The sequence below is a fragment of the Metabacillus litoralis genome, assembly GCF_020524045.1.
Lineage (GTDB): Bacteria > Bacillota > Bacilli > Bacillales > Bacillaceae > Metabacillus > Metabacillus litoralis_C.
In genome coordinates, this window is the sequence record NZ_JAIVKL010000027.1 from 15,330 (window position 1) to 32,558 (window position 17,229).

The following is a 17,229-nucleotide window of genomic DNA, read 5'->3' on the forward strand; positions in this document are numbered from 1 at the left end:
TTTCTGTGGAAAGGATTTCTCAATACTAAAGGGGTCCTCAAGGAGTTGATAAAAGATAAAGCTAAACTATTCTCTTGTTTATTAAAAAGAGGTTTTGCATAGATTAAAGGTAGAATCGACAAAAACCGGGGCGTGACAGGCACCGCCCCAAAAATGACACAAATTCAAGAGGTTTCGACAATATTCGATATTGACAAAATGGAGATGTACTAACCTTAAATTTAATTTTGTCAACATTGTGTCAGACAAAATCATGTTTAGATTAAATTGTTTCTTTTATGTAATCGCTTTATTATTAAGACAAGAAAGAAACACATAACAGAAATCTTATAAAGAGGTGACCATAATGGAAAACAATCAAAACAAAGTTGATTTTCGCGTGAAGGCTCAACGTTTTGGTAGTTATTTAAGTGGCATGATCATGCCAAATATAGGTGCATTCATTGCATGGGGTATTATTACAGCTTTATTCATTCCTACAGGTAGGTTCCCTAATGAAACATTAGGTGCATTGGTTGGTCCAATGATTACGTATCTTTTACCACTTTTAATAGGTTACACGGGTGGTAAGATGATTTATGACGTTCGTGGTGGTGTCGTTGGTGCGACAGCTACGATGGGGGTTATCGTTGGTTCTGATATTCCGATGTTCTTAGGTGCTATGGTTATGGGTCCACTTGGTGGATATTTAATCAAAAAAGTTGATGATCTTTTAAAAGATCGAGTTCGTCAAGGTTTTGAGATGTTAGTAAACAACTTCTCAGCTGGTATTTTAGCTGCGATCTTAACAATAGCCGCATTATTAGGTATTGGTCCAGTTGTTGAAGGGTTAAACAATGTGTTAGCAAGCGCAGTTAGAGCTATTTTTGATGCTGGTTTACTTCCATTGGCAAGTATTTTTATTGAGCCAGCAAAAGTACTTTTCTTAAACAATGCAATTAATCACGGTATATTAAGTCCAATTGGTATTCAGGAAGCAGCAAGTGCTGGTAAATCTGTTTTATTCTTACTAGAATCAAATCCTGGTCCTGGTTTAGGTATTCTGTTGGCATACATGTTCTTTGGTAGAGGTTCAGCAAAACAAACAGCTCCTGGTGCAGTGGTTATTCACTTCCTAGGTGGTATTCACGAAATCTACTTCCCATATATCTTAATGAAGCCTATGTTACTTCTTGCAGCAATCGCTGGTGGTATTAGTGGAGTATTCACTTTCACCATTTTTGATGCTGGTCTTGTCGCAAGTCCATCTCCAGGTAGTATCATTGCATTGCTTGCGATGACGCCAAAAGGTGGTTACGTAGGAGTCATTCTAGGTGTAATCGTAGCAGCTGCTGTTTCATTCTTAGTAGCAGCACTTATCTTAAAAACAAGCAAACAAAAAGATGAAGATTTAACAGAAGCTACTGCAAAAATGGAAGCAATGAAAGGCAAGAAAAGCTCTGTAAGTGGTAACTTAGCAGCTACTGAAACTGTAGTGGAAGCTACTGCAAACGAAGAGTTTGATTTTGGAAATGTGAAAAAAGTCATCTTCGCATGTGATGCAGGAATGGGCTCAAGTGCGATGGGTGCGTCAATCTTAAAAAATAAAGTGAAAAAAGCCGATATTGAAGGTGTAGACGTAACAAACACATCAATCAATAACATCCCGGCTGATGCGGATATCGTTATTTCACACAAAGACTTAACAGATCGTGCGAAAGCTAAATTACCAACTGCATACCACGTGTCTGTTGATAACTTTTTAAACAGTCCAAAATATGATGAGATTATTAATAAATTAAAGTAAATTAGTGAAAAGGGTGCCATATTAGGCATCCTTTTCAATTTGGTAACATGGTGTTACTAGGAGGCTTTGATGGATATTATGGGTTGGTCAGATTGTGTCGATTTTTGTCTAATCGCTGATATTTTCCGAGAATCGCTGATAAATCTTAATAATCGCTGATAAAATCTCAGAATCGCTGATATTTTTCAAAAATCGACGATAAACGTTCAAATCCGGACCTAATCCAGCCCTCGATTCGACCTTAATCCAAGAAAGTCACCCCTCCTCCAGTAACAACCATTGAAAGACTCACAAATTCGAATTCTGCTTTCAAAAGTTTGTCCTTAAACGGTGTAATATCAATAAAATAGCCAAATAATAATCAAGGTGCTAATATATTTTCCCACATGATACTCAATTAAATAATGTCATAAACATAGTTGAAAAAATCACCTTTTCTATTTGTTGAATCTACATATTAGTACTGCCTATAATTAAACTATGTCAATAACTCATGTTGAAACGAGTGATATAAAATGATTGTTTCTGCTAGGGAGCGCCTTATTCTTCAGTATTTAATTGAAGAAGCCAATCATGAGGTTACGATAAAAGAGCTTGCTGACTTAATCGATGTTAGTGAAAGAACCATTCATCGTGATTTAAAGAATGTTGAGTCTTTACTAAAGGAATTTAAGCTTGAGCTTGTCAAACGTGCTGGGATTGGAATCAAGATTGTTGGGAATGAAAACAATTTCAATGAATTAAGGATTTCGATTCAAAAGCAAGATTATAAGGAATATACACCAGATGAGCGGATGATGGTGGCATTTTGCACCTTATTAGATCATCAAGATCCAATGAAGTTGCAAACGCTGGCAAATGACCTTGGTGTAACAACAGCTACAATTAGTCATGATCTTGATAAAATGGAACCGTTTGTGAAAGAATATGGATTAACCTTAATTCGGAGACGGGGCTATGGAATTGAGCTCACTGGTACTGAAGAAGCTAAGCGAAAGGCGATTACTAGCTTAATTTCAAATCGGTTTGATGTTCCAGATTTTCTCCAAATGGTACGAGAAAATATTGATAGAAAGTCAACAAATAAGATTGACTCTATTTCTGAACGACTTCTTGGTCTTGTCCAAAAAGAAAAAATCATTGTGATCGAGAATTTGATTAATAAAATCAATTCCAGGTTACCATACCCATTGGCAGACAGTTCGTACGTTGGATTAGTTGTCCATTTAGCACTTGCTATTGAGCGAATTCAACGTGGTGAAAAAATTACAATCAAAGAAGAATATCTTCAACAGTTAAAGAATTCGAGGGAGTTTACTTTTGCTGAAGAAATAGCAGAAAAACTAGAAGAAACCTTTACTATCTCGATTCCTTTAGATGAAAAAGGATATATTACTATGCATTTAAGAGGTGCAAAGCTCAGGTTTGAAGGAAGATTCGATATCCAAGATGAAAATGTTGAGATTGCTTATCTTGTAAAACGTTTAATTGAGCAGGTTGAACTGCTTACGAATAAAAAACTTCAAGATCAATCGCTATTTCAAGGTCTTCTTGCTCATCTTCAGCCAGCTGTTTATCGACTGAAGCAAGGGATGAAAATTACGAATCCACTTCTTCTAGAAATTAAGCGAGATTATCAGGAGCTGTTTGAAGTTATTACAAAGGCAGTAAAAGTAGCGCTACCATTTGATAACGTACCTGCAGAAGAAATTGGCTATTTGGTCCTACATTTTGGGGCAGCCCTAAATAAAAAGAAAGTTGTTCAAAAATTAAAGGCTTTAGTTGTGTGTTCAAGTGGTATAGGAACATCAAAGATGCTTGTTACGCAAATTAATAATCAATTTCCTCATTTAACAGAACTGAGAAGTATATCCGCATTTGAATTAAGAGATATGGATGTTAAGAATTATGATATTATTCTTTCTACTATTAGCATTGAGGACATTTCTAGTGACTATTTACTCGTTAGTCCTATTTTAACTTCACAGGAATTAGAGAGAATTAAAAAGTATATAGAAAACAAAGGACTTGAAATTGCTGGCACAGGTATACATTCTACTGAAGAATATAATGCAAAAGTTGAGTTGACTTTAAGCTTTGAGCAATATAAAGAGTTTACGGCAAAATCTCAGGTCTTGATTCAGCTTTTAGAAGAAATGGAACTTTTCAAGATAGCTGATCGTGATGATGTTCGTTCATTTTTAAAGCCTGTAAGTAAAGAGTTAGAAGCAAAAGGAATAGTAAAGAATGAGCAGAAAATCACTGATGCTTTGATACAGAGGCAACACATTGGTGGCTTAGCTATTCCTGAAACGAAGCTTGCATTATTTCATGCAAGAAGTGAAACAGTGGTAAGGGCTGGGTTTCATGTTCTTGATCTTGAAAATCCAAAAATTCTCCGAGCGATGGACAATGAAATGCTTGAAGTTTCAAGAATTCTTTTGTTAATAGCACCTGAGGAATCAAGTAGTGAGGAACTTGAGCTTATGAGTTTTATCAGTGCAAGTATTATTGAATCCCAAGAAAGTATCGTTTTGTTTGAAACAGCTACTAAAAGTAGTTTTATTCAATACATTAGTCAAGAATATTTCAAAAACTTTATTCAAAACTTAAGGAGTGTTTAAACGATGAGTATATTAAATGCAGAAAACATCTTATTAAATCAAAATTATGAAAACAAAATAGATGCAATTAAAGCAACAGGACAAATTTTAGTGGAAAAAGGCTATGTAGAAGCAGCTTATATTGAAGCCATGCTGCAAAGAGAAGAATTATCTTCAACATTTATGGGAAATTTCGTTGCGATTCCACACGGAACAGAAGATGCCAAAACATCTGTGATCAATTCTGGATTATCTGTTATTCAAGTCCCTGCAGGGGTTGATTTTGGTAATGGAAACACGGTGAAATTACTCATTGGTATCGCAGGTAAAGGTGATGAGCATTTAGAAATTCTTTCGAAAATTGCGATTGTTCTATATGAAGAAGAAAATGTAGAAAAATTAGTTCAAGCACAAACGAAAGAGGAAATTATTCAGCTTCTTAGCGAGGTGAACTAAATTGAAGGCAACTCACTTTGGTGCTGGTAATATTGGACGTGGCTTTATCGGTCTTTTATTACATCAATCAGGATATCATGTTGAATTTGTTGATGTGAATGAAGCATTACTAAATGAACTGAATAAAGAAAAATCATATCGTGTTATCCTTGCAAATGAAGAAAAACAGGAGTTTTTTGTTGAAAATGTCTCAGGAATTAACAGTCAGCAATCTCCTGATGAGGTGGTTGATTCAATTTCAACAGCTGATATTGTTACTACAGCTGTAGGTCCACATATTTTGAAATTTGTTGCCCCGTTGATTGCAGAAGGTTTGAAAAAACGTAAGCAATTAAATGGTGGTCATCTTAACATCATTGCTTGCGAAAATATGGTCGGAGGAAGCAGTGAGCTTCAAAAGCATGTTCTTGAGAAACTTAATGAAGAAGAAAAAACATGGGCTCTGGAGCATATTGGTTTTCCAAATTCAGCTGTAGACCGAATTGTACCAAATCAAAAAAATGACCGTCTTTTAGATGTGTTGGTTGAACCATTTCATGAATGGGTCATCGATTCAACCCAAATTAAAGGTCAACAACCAAATGTTGAAGAAGCACTATTTGTTAACAACCTCTCAGCGTATATTGAGCGTAAACTATTCACAGTGAACACAGGGCACGCTGCAACTGCTTATTTAGGCAATTTAGCGGACTTTGGCACTGTTGCTGAGGCAATTGCAAATGAAGCTGTAAAACAAGATGTTCTAGGAACACTTAAAGAAACAGGAAATGTGTTAGTGTCAAAATACGGTTTTAACGAAGATGAGCACCAAGCTTATATAAATAAAATAATTGGCCGTTTCGCTAATCCATATATTGTTGATGATGTACAACGTGTAGGAAGAGCGCCAATACGTAAGCTTGGACCAAAAGACCGTCTAGTAGCACCAGCTTTAGAATATTTAGAAGAATTTAAAGAAGTACCAGAGCACCTTGTAAAAGTAATCGTTGCCGCCCTTCGATTTGTTTCTGAGGAAGATCATGAATCAATTGATCTGAAGAAGATGATTGAGGAAAAAGGTGCAGCTGGTGCTTTTAGCGAGATCTCAGGGTTAGCTTTGGCTCATCCGTTAGTAAAGGAAGTCGAGAAGAAGATTTAATCGACAAAAACCGGGTGGTGACAGTCACGCCCCGATTGAGAGAACGGAAAAGATATTATCTATATGCAATAAAAAACAGCGGTATATGAAGATTTTCGCTGTTTTTTTGCATTAAGCACCTGTTCAATTAGAAACATTACCGTATAAAGTTTCATTTATATTAAAACGATATTCTGATGGTAATTTATCAACTTCACGAGAAACCTCTGCCCTTAGACTATTTCTGCCCTTAATAACAATTTCATTTTTCTTTAATTGTATTTTACCTATACTATAAGGAGCATAATAAATATCTAACTTATCTATTGGTACGATTTCAGTCTTATTAGTCTCTATTTCTGTTAGTCTTAATTTAAATTCAGTCTTTGTAAGATGACTGTGTGGAACATGATATACGATTTCAACAAGATAATCTTTGTTTGAAACACTAGCATAAACTAGTTCCATATCAATTCCATTTTTGGCTATATGCTCAATTACACCTTCAATTTTATCTTTTTCTAAATGGTCAAAATCAGTAATCAGCCTTAGACCTTCACACATTGAATGAAACACCATATTAGCTTTGCCTTTGACATCTGCTTGATTATACTTAGTTAAATTTAATGCTGAGTATGTATATTTAAAAAATTCGTCAATAGCGATTGATTGTTTCGCTTGTTCCATTGTTTCACCAATACTGAAATAAATCTCTTCGTAGTCAGGGGACATTAATTCGGATCTTCTCAATAAATTACTAAATAGTTGAGAGTATATATAATCGTAAGGTGCTAATGTATTCCGTTCAAAATGGTCATATAATCTAACACCAATGATTCGTTTCAATAATGGTCTCGGATTAATCTTACACGAATATATCAAGCGATCAACACGTTTGACGGTATTCAAATAATTAATTTCTTTTTCTCTTTTTGCATAATTTTTTAATTCTTCATCAGTCTGTGGAGCATTATTAATAATACTTTTAAGGTTGCTGAATAACTTATCTTTATTAAAGTCTAGCTCTTCTTTTACTTCTATTTGTGTGACTAAATTTATTGCTTCTTCAACCTTCGACAATCCATGCTGAAAATCGGTAATGTTTAACTTTACGTTATTAGTAAAGTTCCCCTCAATTTCAACTTCTGCAATAATTTTATATAGAGATTTTAATTTAAATTTCTTCTTTGGTGGTGCATTGTTAATAAAACGAATTAATATACACTCAAAAGTTTGTCCATGAAAAACACCAATTAGATGTTCATTTAAAAATGTATCCAGTACACTTAAAGAGTTGTTTTTCTCCTCCTTGGAACTGAAATCTTTATATTCAATCAAAAATCGCATAGGCAACTCCCTTGTAATAAAAATCCATTTTTTGTTATTTTATCAATAGTACCTGTTAAGCAGAACCATCACGTTAAGAAAAAATACTGATAATATAAAAAAATTATTCCCTAGAATAGGTTAAAAGCAGTGCGATTTCTTATGAGAAATCGCACTGCTTTTATACTTGTTTTATATTTGCTTTTTCCTATGATGGTACTCCAAAAGAGAACGGTCGACCTTAGTCGACAAAAACCGGGTGGTGACAGGCAACCTATTTCTGTAAGTCCTCGGCACCTTTTGCAATTAGATCGAATAGTTCTTCGATGTCTTCGCTTTCTACACATGAGAATGCGATGCGTAGGTCGGTTGCGTTGATGGAGATTGTTCCGACTCCGTATTTGTCTAATAGGTGCAAGCGTAGCTCTTCAGCGTTGATGTTGTGGAGCTTTAAGCACATGAAGTATCCTGAGTTGAATGGATAGTACGTCCAGTACTTTTGGAATTCTTCTTTGTTTAACACTTCTTTTGTTTTATCCGCACGACTTTTCATAAGAGCAAATTTCTGCTCTTTTTCTGCATCGAACTCATTAGATTGAAGTGATTGCAAAATAATAGATTGTGATGGGTGAGAACTGCTTGAGATTGTTCCTCTTATGAGACCCTTCGTTTTTTGTTCAAGGGCGTTTAGTATTGCCGCACTTTTACTTGCATATGTGATAAAGCCTACACGAAATCCCCATACATAATTCTCTTTTGTTGCTCCATCAATTTTTACGGGTAATATTCTAGGGTGAACATCAGCTAGTAAGCTGAAAATTGATTCTTTCATTGAATCTTCATAAAATAATCCAAAATACGCATCATCAATTAATGCGACAATGTTTAAGCCAGCTTCAGCAGCTTCAGTTAAAACCGAAACGATTTCTTTTGCTTCTGATTCTAATGGTGTGTAGCCAGTTGGATTGTTAGGGAAGTTGAGTAAAACAACAATTTTACCAGCAGATTTGTGTGACTCAATCGCTTCCTTTAAGCCAGCAACATTAAATCCTTCACGTTCATTAAATAAAGGATAAGTTGTAACTGTACCACCACGACGAACTTTAAATGTTAAGTTATAATTGCCCCAATATTTATCAGGTAAAATAACAGGTGTACCTTCATCAACAAAAAGGTCAGCTGCAATACTTAAGCCGTGTGTTAAGGCGTTTGTAACAATCGGATTTCCAACAATCTCACCATTTAAGCTTGGGTTATCTTTTAAGATTTTTTCTTTCCAAACTTTGCGAAGATCCTCTTTTCCTTGTGGAGGTGCATAAGGGAAAAGGTCCTTAGCTGCAACTCTATTTCCGAATAGATCTTGAATATGCTGAAAATGCATAGGTTCATTGTTTTCCGTTGCAATACCGATCGTTGCATTAAAACGATGTGCCTTTTTACCAGCTTCAGCTGATTGACTTAAAATACCCTTTGGATAAAACATTTCTTTTCCGAGCTGTGATAGCATATCGTACACGAATTCATTCTCTTCTTTCACAGCTTGATTTAGCGATTGTGCTAATTCATTCATGCTTTACTTCACCTCTATAGTTAATAAGTATTTTGAAAATTCATTAAGTGATATTTTATCATAGTAAAGGTTGTTCTCACAGTAGTTATTAAACATTTTAGTGAAAAATAAGTACAAAATTCGACATAAATCTTCTTCTGAAAATATCTTCGTATATTGCAGGTTAGAAGTTTGGTTTGAATAAGTGATCCTAAGTTCTTCTTTGTTAGAAAGTCGAGTTGATAAGCACACTCGTTTTCCTTCGTAGGGACGCTCATCATTCTAATACAATTAACATTGTAAAGTGATGTTTCGTATACATTGTTGCTTATACAATTCTAAGTAAAGAACACTTTATAAAGTCTATTGGCACCTTTTCTAACTAAATCAATCCCTTTTATGCTATAAAAATAATGTTTCGAACTGAATAGTGAGGTCCATTAAGCTCAATCTTTCAGAAAAGAGCATTGTAAAATTAATGTCTTTTAAAAATACATTTTATGGAATGTAGCCTATTTTAGCATATAATATACTTAAGGATATAAGATAGCTAACCCCTTTACAAGTTATTCATGTAAGCATTTAAAGTTAATATTATTTTAAAGCTTAATGTTGATTTTTGCTGAGTGATCTTAAATAGAGGTCATTCTACTAAAAAAAGTGTTAAAGGAAACCCCCACAGCTCTGCACCGAGAAGGCTTTCAGTCCGGCTTTTAGGGGAATTTCTTTTAAGATGTTTTTTTTCACTATTCTTACTGCAGAAAGCGAATATGAGCCACAACAAAGCTAAAGGTAAAAAGATAGTGAGGATATCATCATGAACATTGTATCAGTACTACTAGGGATTATTATTGTGTTAAATATCGTATTTGCTATTATTATGATTTTTCGGGAACGAAGAGATGCATCGTCTTCATGGGCTTGGCTTCTTGTATTGTTTTTCATTCCTTTATTAGGGTTTTTACTGTATTTATTATTTGGACAAAATTTAAGTCGATATCATATGTTTCAATGGGAAGATCGAAAAAAGCTAGGTATTGAAAAACAATTAGCCACACAGCTAGATCACATTCGAAATGATACATTAGAATTTAAGGATGAAATGGTAAGAAAACATAAACAATTAATAAATATGCATGTGGTAAACAATGATGCCGTATTAACAGAAGATAATACCATTAACATATTCACAGATGGAAATGAGAAGTTTGACAAGCTGATTCAAGATATTGAACAAGCAAAGCATCATATTCATTTGCAATATTATATTTTAAAAAAAGATCAACTTGGAAAGCGTTTATTATCATCATTAACAAAAAAAGCAGAAGAAGGAGTGAAGGTAAGAATTTTGTATGATGATCTAGGGTCGAGAGGGTTAAGGCCTTCATTTTTCCGGAAGCTTCGAGAAGCAGAAGGTGAGGTAGAAGTATTTTTTCCATCAAAATTAAGGTGGATCAATTTCCGTATGAATTATCGTAATCATCGTAAGCTTGTGATCATTGATGGAAATATTGGATATGTTGGAGGCTTTAATGTTGGTGATGAATATCTCGGGCTAAATCCTTCATTTGGTTATTGGCGTGATACTCACTTAAGAATTCAGGGCTCAGCTGTGCATGCCATTCAAACAAGGTTTATCCTTGATTGGAATCAAGCAACAGAAAAAAGAGTCATCTCTTACTCACCTGAACTATTTCCAACACAAACGCACACACAATCTTCAATAGGAAGTAGTAGTGTACAGATTGTCACAAGTGGTCCTGATTCTGTCTGGGAGCAAATCAAAAATGGCTACATTAAAATGATTTCTACTGCAAAGAAATCCATTTATATACAAACACCTTATTTTATTCCTGATGCAAGTTTATTAGACGCCTTAAAAATTGCTTGCTTATCAGGTGTAGAGGTTAAACTAATGATTCCCAATAAACCAGATCATCCATTTGTTTATTGGGCAACAATGTCTTATGTAGGTGAACTTTTAAGCTCTGGAGCAAAAGTGTACATATATGATAATGGATTTATTCATGCAAAAACGATTGTCGTTGATGATGAGATTTGTTCAGTTGGCACAGCTAATATTGATGTGAGAAGCTTTAAGTTGAATTTTGAAGTGAATGCATTTATCTATGATAAAACAATTTCGCAGCAGCTTGTTAATGCTTTTCAAAAAGATATGGCTCTTTCACGTGATTTAACACTAGAAGCGTATCATCAAAGAACAAGGAGAATTCGCTTTAAAGAATCGATTTCACGACTACTTTCGCCGATTTTATAAAAGAAAGAAGATTGACAAATAAGATAAAAACAAGATATATTAATTAAAGTTATCGGTAAGGTAACTTCGATGGAAAAGGGTGATCATCCCAATCCCCCTCCCTTTTTCATGTTGATTAATATAGACCTTAAAAAATGATAAATGATTATATTTTTTAATACATAGACCGATTTTACAAAAAAATAAGAGGAGGAAGAACAAATGGTAAAACTATTAAAGCTAAAGCCTGTGTTTAAAGAACGAATTTGGGGCGGTACAACATTAAGAGATTCCTTCGGTTATGACATACCTAGTGAACAAACTGGAGAATGCTGGGCAATTAGTGCACATCCTAATGGGAATAGCACTGTAGAAAATGGCCCTTTTGAAGGGAAAGAATTAAGCTGGTTATGGGATCATCATCGTGAACTATTTGGACATGTGACAGGAGACCGCTTTCCATTATTAACAAAAATTCTTGATGCAAAAACAGATTTAAGTGTACAAGTTCATCCGAATGATAGCTACGCAAAAGAAAATGAAAATGGCGAGTTAGGTAAAACAGAGTGCTGGTATATTATCGATTGTAAAGAAGATGCTGAAATGATTTTCGGTCATCATGCAAGAACAAAAGAAGAACTTGTGAAGATGATTAATTCTGGTAATTGGAACGATCTTTTAAGAAGAATTAGAATTAAACCAGGTGATTTTTTCTATGTACCTAGTGGAACGATTCATGCTTTATGTGAAGGAACATTAGTATTAGAAACACAGCAAAGCTCTGATACAACGTATCGTGTATATGATTATGATCGAGTTGATCAAAATGGTGAAAAAAGAGAGCTACATTTATCAAAAGCAATGGAAGTAACGACTGTGCCAGATGAAGTTGGTCAGAACAACCATCATACTTCAAAACATGACTCAACTATTATTACAACATATGTAGAAGAAGAGTTTTTCTCTGTTTATAAATGGGAAGTTTCTGATAGTTTTACTTATAAAAAAACAACACCTTTCCTTTTATGTAGTGTGATTGAAGGACAAGGACAGGTAAAAGCAGACGGAGAAACATTGCAAGTGAATAAAGGAGATCACTTTATCACAACGGCTAACGCAGATTCTATGATTATTGAAGGTTCAGTAGAGATTATTGTTTCACATCCATAAGTATAGTTGAAAGTCCCTTTGTATTTAGGGGCTTTTTTTTGTCTTATAAAAATTCACTTATCACTTAGTTACTTAACAAATTCAACCTATTACTTAAAAAAGGTTACAGGAAAAAATGATCATGGTATACTATTAAATAGTTTTCTAAACTTAGTAGAGCACTTGTAAGCGGTTTACATTATAATATAAGGTATATACTGTTAAAAATAATGTTATACATGATGTCTATTATCTTTTGTTCTTGTCATTGACATTGTGATGAAAACGATTTTACAATACTTTTAAAAATCAACAATAAGACTGAACAGAGATGAACGATTAAAAATAAAGTAGTAAAAGAGAGTGTTGGAGGTGGCTTTTTTGAGTAACAATGTAACAATGCGAGATATAGCAGCTCGACTGGGAGTTAGTAGTGTAACAATATCAAAAGCATTGAATGATAAAGATGGAGTAAGTGATGAGCTAAAGCAAAAGATTAAAGAGGTAGCTGATGAAATGGGTTATCGCTTTAATACGCTAGCTAAATCGATGAAAGAAGGGCAAGCATACAATATTGGCGTGATCATTCCTGAGCGATTCACTGGTGAAATTCAGTCGTTTTATTTGAGATTTTACCAACATATAGCAAGAGTTCTTGATCAACATCAGTATAGTGGTATTCTTCATATATTAAGCGCTGATGATGAAGATCAGCTTGTACTTCCTAGAATCTACTATGATAAAAAGGTAGATGGTCTTCTTATATTAGGCCAAATTAGCAATGATTATATTACATTGCTAAATAAGGTAGATATTCCGGTTGTTTATATTGATTTTTATAACGAAGATGCTGAAGCTGATACTGTGATCACAGATAACTTTTATGGTGTATATGAAATGACCAACTATTTGATTAAAAATGGTCATAAAGATATAGGATTTGTTGGAAATATCTATTCAACTAGTAGTATTCAAGATCGCTTTTTAGGCTATTACAAATCATTACTCGAGCACCATATTGTGTTAAATCAAGAGTATATTATCAATGATCGTGACAAACGAGGTAAATATATTGATATTGAGCTTCCTGAAAAGCTTCCTACTGCCTTTGTGTGTAACTGTGATCAAGTTGCATATAACTTAATAGGTAAACTTAATTCTCTAGGTTATAAAGTACCAGAGGATTGTTCTGTAGTCGGTTTTGATAATGATATTTACTCACAGATTTCAGAACCAAAACTAACCACAGTTGAAGTTGATATTGAAGAAATGTCAAAAACAGCTGTTAAGTTAATCATTTCTAAACTAAAAAGCAAACAAAATAAATGGGAACAAGTTTCTGTTAAAGGTAAGATTGTCTTTAGAGATTCTGTTCATAAAATCAATGGTGATCTTCCTATAAATGATGCCATTTAACTCGATTTTAATCATACAAAAAGGCTTGAATCTTAATGGATTCAGGCCTTTTTTATATGCCTATCTTATAAATATGGGTAAGTTTTAGAAAATTTATTGACAGGTAAGCGTTTACAATTTAAAATTAGTTTTGTAACTTAAACGATTACTTAATTTTAGAGGAGGCAAAGATGAAAACATTACTGAAGTTTCTTGTGTTAAGTATTTTAGCAGTTGGAATGTTAGTGGGCTGTTCACAGAAAGAAAGCAGCTCAGCAGATGAAAAAAGTGATGGAGATAAGACAGAAAATTCAGGTCCATCAGGTGAGATTTTAGTTTTAACAAACAGAACAGATATTGTTGATACAGTATTTAAGGATTATGCTACAAAGTTTAACGAGAAGTACCCAGATGTAAAAGTGAATTTTGAAGCGATTACTGATTATGAAGGCCAAGTAAAAATTCGTATGAATTCTTCAGAATACGGTGATGCATTGCTTATACCAAATGATGTACCTGTTAGCGAGTTAAGTAATTTCTTCGAGCCTCTTGGATCAGTTGATGAACTAAGTGGAAAATATCTGCACGTTGATGAAGATGCTTTTGACGGAACGAGCTACGGTATTCCTGTAACTGTTAATGCACAAGGTGTACTTTACAACAAAAAAGTATTTGAAGAAGCAGGAGTAACGGAAACACCTACAACACCAGAAGCTTTCATCGAAGCTTTAAAGAAAGTAAAAGAAAATACAGATGCTATTCCTTATTACACGAACTATGCTGCAGGTTGGCCTTTAACACAATGGGAGCCTAACCGTTTATCTATAGCTGGCGAAGAAGATTATGTAAATGTACAAATGCCTAACATGGATGATCCATTTGCAGAAGGCAAGCCACATTATATTCTTTATAAGTTAATGCATGATCTTGCAAAAGATGGTCTAATTGAACCAGATCCATTAACAACAGATTGGGAAAGTTCAAAAGAAATGATGGCAAAAGGAGAAATCGCTTCAATGATTTTAGGTTCATGGGCAATTACTCAAGTTCAAGCGCTAGCTGAAAATCCAGACGATATTGCTTACATGCCATTCCCATATAACCATGATGGAAAGCTTTATTCAGAAACAAGTGGAGATTATAAAATTGGTATTAATAAAAATAGCGAAAATAAAGAAGCTGCTAATGCTTGGGTAGATTGGTTCCTTAATGAATCAAACTATGCGGTTGAAAATGGGGGGATTTCTCCAGTCATTGGTGATGACTTCCCAACAACATTAAACTCATTCCAAGAGCTTGGTGTAGAATTATTATCAAATGCACCAGCTAAAGAAGGCCAAGATGGCTGGGTAGACGCCATTGATCAAGAAGGAGAAATTGGTTTATTTCAACCAGAATTCAAACAACGCATTATTGAATCTGGAATTGGTAACTCAAAAGAAAGCTTTGATGATATTATGAAAGACCTGAATGCAGATTGGAAAGCTGCAAGAGAGAAAGTAACGAAATAAGTAAGTAGGGAGGAGGGCGTGATGAAGCGTCCTCCTTTTGCGTATGTGTGAGGAGTGGTTTGTGGTTGTGGTTTTTGTCGAAAATAGTCTAATCGTCGATAAATCCGCAGAATCGAAGATAAATCTGGAAAATCGTTGATAAATCCGCAGAATCGAAGATAAATCGGAATAATCGAAGATAAAATGACTTTAAAGTTATCCGACCCTACAATTACTGTGCGAAAACGTGCTAAAACTGCCAATCTGCAGCTGTTGCTCATCTTAGATGCTCCTTATTTAGAAAAAGAATCCTATTTTGTTCGTCAGTTTTAGAAAAACCTTTAGAATAGTCCATTTTCAGTAAATGCATAAACCCTTCCTCTTATCTTGAAAAAGAGGTGGATGTCATTTTTTGTCGAAAATAGTCTAATCGAAGATAAATTCGCAAAATCGAAGATAAATCTGGAAAATCGTTGATAAATCCACAGAATCGAAGATAAATCGGAAAAATCGAAGATAAAGTGACTTCAAAGTGCTCCCAGCCTACAAATACTGTGGGAAAACGTCCGAAAACTGCCAATCTACAGTTTTTACTCACCTTAGATGCTCCTCATTTAGAAGTAGAACCCTATTTTGTTCGTTAGTTTTAGAAAAACCTTTTGAAGAATAGTCCATTTTCAGTAAATGCATAAACCCTTCCTCTTATCTTGAAAAGGACGTGGAGACGGGTTTGTCGAAAATAGTCTAATTGTCGATAAATCCGCAGAATCGCTGATAAATTTAAAAAATCGCTGATAAAGTGACTTCAGAGTAATCCCGCCTTACAAGTACTCTGCTAAAACCTGTTGAATTCGCGAATCCTCATCTAAAAAAGTCCTGATTTAAAAGCAGAACCTCATTGTGTTCGTCACTTTTAAGAAAAAATAGTCTCTTTTTCAGAATAACCACTTCTTCCTTTCTATTTTCAACAAAAAAACTAGCGACATCCTATCCGCTAGTTTTATCAAAGGTGAAAATAGTCTTTAATTCGCTTTTTTAGTGGACGTAGCTGAGACTTGTCTGGTATGTTTCCTAGCATGCCTTGAATAACTGGTACTCTTGGTTGGTCTTTTTTAAATTCTTCCTCGATTACTTCAAGTGTGATGAATAAATTTTCATCCTCGATTTTTAGTTTCGCTTTTGATAATTGTTGAAGAATTTCTTCTTTATTTGTTGTGACGATTGGTTTTGTGTGCAACGTGATCATGTCTAATGTCATGATGGGTTCTTCTTGTGATGCTTTGTAACCGGTAGCTAAATCATCGATTCGGTTTACAATATAGATGGATAATTTTCTTAAATCAATGGTTGTTTGTTCAAATAGTATTATCTTTAAATAAGCTTGGATAATGCCTTGTAGTATCATGTTTAAGTCATACATATATGAACTGATTGAGTTTCCATATAGCTTTGTGAGTGATTGGTGATATAGGCTTCCGATTTCAAATCCCATTTTTCTTACAAATTCTTCAACTTCTGCATTAATGGGAGTTGTTTGTTCGCGAAGTTGCATGATAATGAAATCTTTGTGTTTTTGGATTTCTTCGAATTGTGTTGTAAGCTGATTGATAAAAGCCTCTCGCGGATGTAATGCTTCTATATCTAAAGAATCCATTTTTGATTTAATACTATTAAATTGGTATTTAAAGGCTGCAAGTAGAAAGGCATCCTTTGATTTAAAGTGAAGATAAAATGCTCCCTTAGACATTCCGCATGCATCAACAATTTCCTGTATTGAAGTTGTTGAATAGCCCTTCTTGGCAAATAATTTGCTACCTGCTTCGATGATCATTTTTTCTTTATTGTTCATATCGATCTCCTTTTAAAGCCGATCTATTTTAAAAATTATCTTCTTTTTGGATTCCTGTTATCTCATTTCTTCGTGCTGAATTATTTAAGTCCATCCCCTATGGTCAACAACAATTAGTTATAAGATTATTCATGTCTGTTCGTTCACAATTTACAAAAAGTTAATATGTGAATTACATAATATGCATTGACTTATGACCGACTAGTCATTTATATTATTATATATTGTGACCTACTAGTCAATGATTTTAAA

At 34.3% G+C, this 17,229-nt stretch carries 12 protein-coding genes; 8 read left to right on the forward strand and 4 right to left on the reverse strand.

The window, feature by feature from the left end:
• Positions 1 to 346: 346 nt before the first annotated feature.
• The 4 genes from LC076_RS22765 (at position 347) to LC076_RS22780 (ending at position 5,983) form a co-directional block, all read left to right on the forward strand.
• Entirely contained in the window at positions 347 to 1,786 is a 1,440-nt protein-coding gene (locus tag LC076_RS22765) for a PTS mannitol transporter subunit IICB (protein WP_226671413.1), read from the forward strand.
• 515 nt (positions 1,787 to 2,301) lie between these two features.
• Entirely contained in the window at positions 2,302 to 4,410 is a 2,109-nt protein-coding gene (locus tag LC076_RS22770) for a BglG family transcription antiterminator (RefSeq protein WP_226671414.1), read from the forward strand.
• A 3-nt stretch (positions 4,411 to 4,413) separates the two neighbouring features.
• Positions 4,414 to 4,845, forward strand: a complete 432-nt coding sequence (locus tag LC076_RS22775; RefSeq protein ID WP_226671415.1) for a PTS sugar transporter subunit IIA — start codon at positions 4,414 to 4,416, stop codon at positions 4,843 to 4,845.
• Between the two features lies 1 nt (position 4,846).
• Complete coding sequence (locus tag LC076_RS22780) at positions 4,847 to 5,983, forward strand: mannitol-1-phosphate 5-dehydrogenase (protein WP_226671416.1); 1,137 nt, start codon at positions 4,847 to 4,849, stop codon at positions 5,981 to 5,983.
• Positions 5,984 to 6,106: 123 nt separating this feature from the next.
• On the opposite strand, the gene LC076_RS22785 is transcribed toward LC076_RS22780, so the two are convergent.
• Together LC076_RS22785 and LC076_RS22790 are read right to left on the reverse strand one after the other, a co-directional pair.
• Positions 6,107 to 7,309, reverse strand: coding sequence for a hypothetical protein (locus LC076_RS22785; protein WP_226671417.1), 1,203 nt, complete (start codon positions 7,307 to 7,309; stop codon positions 6,107 to 6,109).
• Between the two features lie 253 nt (positions 7,310 to 7,562).
• On the reverse strand, positions 7,563 to 8,858 hold the full coding sequence (locus LC076_RS22790) for an aminotransferase class I/II-fold pyridoxal phosphate-dependent enzyme (protein ID WP_226671418.1): 1,296 nt from the start codon (positions 8,856 to 8,858) through the stop codon (positions 7,563 to 7,565).
• Positions 8,859 to 9,654: 796 nt separating this feature from the next.
• Between LC076_RS22790 and cls the strand changes: the two genes are divergently transcribed.
• The 4 genes from cls to LC076_RS22810 all read left to right on the forward strand — a co-directional run bounded on the left by cls (position 9,655) and on the right by LC076_RS22810 (position 15,149).
• Positions 9,655 to 11,115 carry a cardiolipin synthase gene (gene cls, locus LC076_RS22795; RefSeq protein WP_226671419.1) on the forward strand — a complete coding sequence of 487 codons (1,461 nt, stop codon included), beginning with the start codon at positions 9,655 to 9,657 and terminating at the stop codon, positions 11,113 to 11,115.
• A gap of 201 nt (positions 11,116 to 11,316) precedes the next feature.
• Complete coding sequence (gene manA, locus LC076_RS22800; protein WP_226671420.1) at positions 11,317 to 12,264, forward strand: mannose-6-phosphate isomerase, class I; 948 nt, start codon at positions 11,317 to 11,319, stop codon at positions 12,262 to 12,264.
• Between the two features lie 360 nt (positions 12,265 to 12,624).
• On the forward strand, positions 12,625 to 13,659 hold the full coding sequence (locus LC076_RS22805; protein ID WP_226671421.1) for a substrate-binding domain-containing protein: 1,035 nt from the start codon (positions 12,625 to 12,627) through the stop codon (positions 13,657 to 13,659).
• Positions 13,660 to 13,829: 170 nt separating this feature from the next.
• Positions 13,830 to 15,149, forward strand: coding sequence for an ABC transporter substrate-binding protein (locus LC076_RS22810; RefSeq protein WP_226671422.1), 1,320 nt, complete (start codon positions 13,830 to 13,832; stop codon positions 15,147 to 15,149).
• 361 nt (positions 15,150 to 15,510) lie between these two features.
• On the opposite strand, the gene LC076_RS22815 is transcribed toward LC076_RS22810, so the two are convergent.
• Both LC076_RS22815 and LC076_RS22820 read right to left on the reverse strand, forming a co-directional pair.
• The gene (locus LC076_RS22815) at positions 15,511 to 15,726 is read right to left on the reverse strand and encodes a hypothetical protein (protein ID WP_226671423.1); all 216 of its coding nucleotides are present in this window, start codon (positions 15,724 to 15,726) and stop codon (positions 15,511 to 15,513) included.
• Positions 15,727 to 16,131: 405 nt separating this feature from the next.
• Positions 16,132 to 16,977, reverse strand: a complete 846-nt coding sequence (locus tag LC076_RS22820) for a TetR/AcrR family transcriptional regulator (protein WP_226671424.1) — start codon at positions 16,975 to 16,977, stop codon at positions 16,132 to 16,134.
• Between the last annotated feature and the right edge of the window lie 252 nt (positions 16,978 to 17,229).